The following is a 3643-nucleotide window of genomic DNA, read 5'->3' on the forward strand; positions in this document are numbered from 1 at the left end:
TCTGGACGAAGAGCGCCGACGAGATCCTCGAAACCCTCGCCGCCTACTGCCAACGAATTAACGACTCAAGACACTAGTCACCTCGCTACATATCCGCCGTCGACCTGAGCCAGGACGCCGGTGATGTCGGCGGCTCGATCGGAAGCCGGGACACGGCAGTCTCGGCGCGGTCCTCGGGGGTGGTTGGCCGACCCGGACGTCGCATGCCACGGCTACCGCGGTGCCGCCAGTGCTCTCGGCCCGGCGGGCTGTCCCCCGGCCCCGTCGGCGTCGATGTCGGCGCCGACCGGGCCGGGCACCCTCCGCGGCGGAGCGCAGGGCTGAGGCCCGGCCGGCAGCGGACCCAGGCCTGTGACGACGGCGATCTTGTCACCTAACAGTGTCGCCGTCACGCTCCGCGCTCCTCACGCATCAGGCTCCGTGCGCTGGTGGGGCATGGCTCCACGGCGCCGATGATCACGTCTGGCGGGTCGCCCGGCGGGTCGAGAACCACCGCCTCGGCCTGGTCGCCATGAGTGGAGGTGCCGGCGTACACGACGCACGTGCCGCTGCCGATGCATGCCTCACGGTCGATGTTGACCGCGAGCATGGCCACCTCAGGCCCCACCAGCGCGGGCGGGGTGGCCGGGGTGAACCGCCGCTCGACGTTGCCGCGCAGCAGTTGGTACTGGGTCTCGGCGGGCAGGTGACTCGCGATCACCCTTCGCACCGCGTTGAGCGACAGGCTGGTCGCGGTCCGGGGGCGTCCGTACGTGGGCCGACCCGCCCTCGAACGCACCATCGCCCACCTTGGCACCTCCCACCGTCGGCCCTGCTTGGGGCCGACGGTCCCGAGTCTAGGACGTCAGTGGTCCAGATGAGAAGAGCACGTCTTCCCAAGACGGAAACACGAGTCTTTTTGACTGGAGAACGTTGACTTCTCATCGACTGGCTGCCAGAGTCGGCAACCCGAACCGCCGAACCACGGCGCGCACCGTGGGACGCGCGAGGTCACGTGGCGCAGCCAATCGGCTCCCCCCGCGCAAGACCAAGTCCCGCGATCCGATCAAACAGAGACGAGGTAGATCCGTATGGGGGTCACGGGACTCACCTGCCGGACGGGCCACCGGGCTCGAACCACGCGGGGGTTGGGCACCCGCTTAGGTGTCGCGGCCTGCCTGGCCGGCAGCCTGCTCATCACAGCGTGTGGCGGCGATGGTGGCGAGAGCACGGGAGGCCCCGCCGCGGACCAGTCCGCCGAGTTACTGGGACCGGTCGCGCGGGCAACGGGCGCCCCGATCAGAATCGGAATAGTTTCCGATGGCAAGTCTCCTGTCAGCGATCAGTCCATCGAGTTCGCGGCGGCCGCCGCGGCGGTCAAGTACCTGAACGAGCACAAGTCCGGCATCGGCGGGCGGCCAATCGAACTGGTGGAATGCGAAAGCATCGGTGACCCCGGGAAGACATCCGACTGCGCGAACCAGATGATCGAAGAAGACGTCGTCGCCGTCATTGGGGGGACCACCAGCGCGGGAGAGAGCCTCGCGGCGCCGCTCCAGGAGGCGAATATGCCTCTCGTTGTCTACGGCGCCACCGGCTCCGCGCTGCTGCTCGACAAGGAGTCGACCTTCGCGCTGTCCGACAGCATCGAAGGCCAGATCGGGGTGGCGATCCAGGCAGCCAAGGACGCGGGAGCCAGTAAGGTGACCGCGGTGGTGATCGACGTGCCGGCAGCAACTGCCGTCCAACGGACGATCGCCCCGGACGAGTACAAGAAGGCCGGACTCAGCCTCAACCTCGTCACGGTCCCACCGGGCACCGCCGACATGACGGCACAGATTCAGAAATCCGTCGCCGACGATCCCGGTCTCGTCTTCGTCATTGGGAACGACTCGTTCTGCATCGGTGTCTTCAAGAGCCTGCTGGCCGTCGGCCACGACGGTCCCGTCGCCGCCATTTCGCAATGCGTGACAGACTCGACCCGGAAGCAGATCCCCACGAACTTTCTCGACGGGATGCGGCTGTCAGCCGTGGCCCCCGTCGGCGACAACCCGTCGAGCCAGTTCTACAAGGCCGTCGCTACCACCTACGCCAAGGACATCGACACGAGCAGGCCCGCCGGGATGGGGGTGTTCATCTCGGTCCTCGCATTGCAGGCCGCGGTCGGGGGAATCACCGGCGACGTCAACCCGCAGACGATACTCACCACCATCAAGACCATGCCCGAGATGGAGCTACCAGCCTCCGCTGGACTGCGATTTCGCTGCAACGGCAAGGCAAACTCCATCACCCCGGCCGTATGCACCAGCGGCGGACTGACCACCACCCTTGACGCTGAAGGGCTACCCACCGCCTATCAGATAGTCGGGGCGGCGCCGGTCCCGGACTGACCCTCGGCCAGCCGGCGGCGAAGGCTCTCGGATGAGCCGAATTCCGGTCGGGTTCAGGATTGACACCTCGGCTTAGACATCCGCGCTTCTACGGAGCGCTCCAAGGCAGAACTCCCACAGATACTCGTCCATCCCCTCCTCCGGGTCCTCCGGTGCCGGGAACGCATAGTGGTGGAAGGCCGACATGACGATGCGCGCAATCATCTTCGCGTCCCGATCGACATCGGCCACAGGGAGCATTCCTGCCTCCTGAGCCGCTCGGATCTCTCGCGCCAGAAGCTCGACATAAGGCCTGTTAGCGTACATCATCTCCTCCGGGAGCAACTGGCGGAGCCGCCAGTGCTCGGAGGCAACAAAGCGGGCAATCGCGAGATCGTCCGCGTCGGGAGCCAGGCTGGACTGCACCGCCATGACATGATGACGGAGGCGCGCGACGGGGTCAGGCAGGTCGCGCGCAGCCTCTTCGTAGCGCATGGCCGCCTCGGTGATCAGATCCTCGACGACAGCCACCAGGAGCTGGTCCTTGCCCGCGAAGTGGAGGTAGAAGGTCTTCATCGACACACCCGCTTCCTTTACAAGCAGATGCGTTGTGAAGTTTCCCCCCTGCCCGACAATCAGCCGCTTAGCGGCATCAACTATGATCTTGGTCTGCTGTATGCTGCGGGACCGCGTTCTGTGCAGCACCAGCGAGCGATCCACCACGCGTTCAGCCCAGTCCACGAAAGAAACTTACCCGCATTTCGGGGCGCGAGGTGGATCATGATCGAGTCGTCGTTCGGCGCGCGTCGGGCGGCGCGGCACCTCAAGCTCGGACCGCGCTGTCGGCATGACCCACGCGGGATCGACACGCATCCCATCGCCCAGGCGACCCACGCCAGCGCCGCGCGCAGCCTGGCGCCGACAGTCACCCACCAGAGGCGCTCGGACGGGTCGACCCCGCGGTTCACGCAGGGTGACCCACTCGCCACCAGGATGGAACTCCACGCGACGACACCCTGCGAAACCAGCCTTAGCTCGCCGTACCGCGCCCGGGCGCGACTCTTGACTAGAATCAGAGTCCAGTTTAATTTCACGTCGCGGGAGGACTCGCCAGTCCCCGAACCGTCACAGAGCGACGGCCCGCCACGCGGTTAGAAACATCTACATCTCTCGCAGGGAGGTTGCCATGGCAGGCGAACAAGCACCCACGCCGGCGTCACGGCCGGTCGACGCCGACAACCACTACTACGAGACGCTCGACGCGTTCACCCGCCACCTCGACCGCAAGTTCCGCC

The 3643-nt window shown here is 66.3% G+C and carries 3 protein-coding genes; 1 reads left to right on the plus strand and 2 read right to left on the minus strand.

Features of this window, described 5'->3' with window-relative positions; all coding sequences use genetic code 11:
* Nucleotides 1–388: 388 nt before the first annotated feature.
* Entirely contained in the window at nucleotides 389–781 is a 393-nt protein-coding gene (locus I6A81_RS44530; RefSeq protein WP_238431139.1) for a ferredoxin, read from the minus strand.
* Between the two features lie 346 nt (nucleotides 782–1127).
* Between I6A81_RS44530 and I6A81_RS40690 the strand changes: the two genes are divergently transcribed.
* Nucleotides 1128–2369: an ABC transporter substrate-binding protein gene (locus tag I6A81_RS40690; protein WP_238431138.1), complete on the plus strand. Its 1242-nt coding sequence runs from the start codon at nucleotides 1128–1130 to the stop codon at nucleotides 2367–2369.
* A gap of 72 nt (nucleotides 2370–2441) precedes the next feature.
* Here I6A81_RS40690 and I6A81_RS40695 read toward each other — a convergent pair whose 3' ends face one another.
* The gene (locus tag I6A81_RS40695) at nucleotides 2442–3089 is read right to left on the minus strand and encodes a TetR/AcrR family transcriptional regulator (protein ID WP_203008090.1); all 648 of its coding nucleotides are present in this window, start codon (nucleotides 3087–3089) and stop codon (nucleotides 2442–2444) included.
* Between the last annotated feature and the right edge of the window lie 554 nt (nucleotides 3090–3643).

This window comes from Frankia nepalensis (assembly GCF_016786325.1).
GTDB lineage: Bacteria > Actinomycetota > Actinomycetes > Frankiales > Frankiaceae > Pseudofrankia > Pseudofrankia nepalensis.

Coding starts and splice junctions, on each gene's coding strand:
- I6A81_RS44530 (WP_238431139.1), bottom strand. CDS start 781: ATGGTGCGTTCGAGGGCGGGTCGGCCCACGTACGGACGCCCCCGGACC.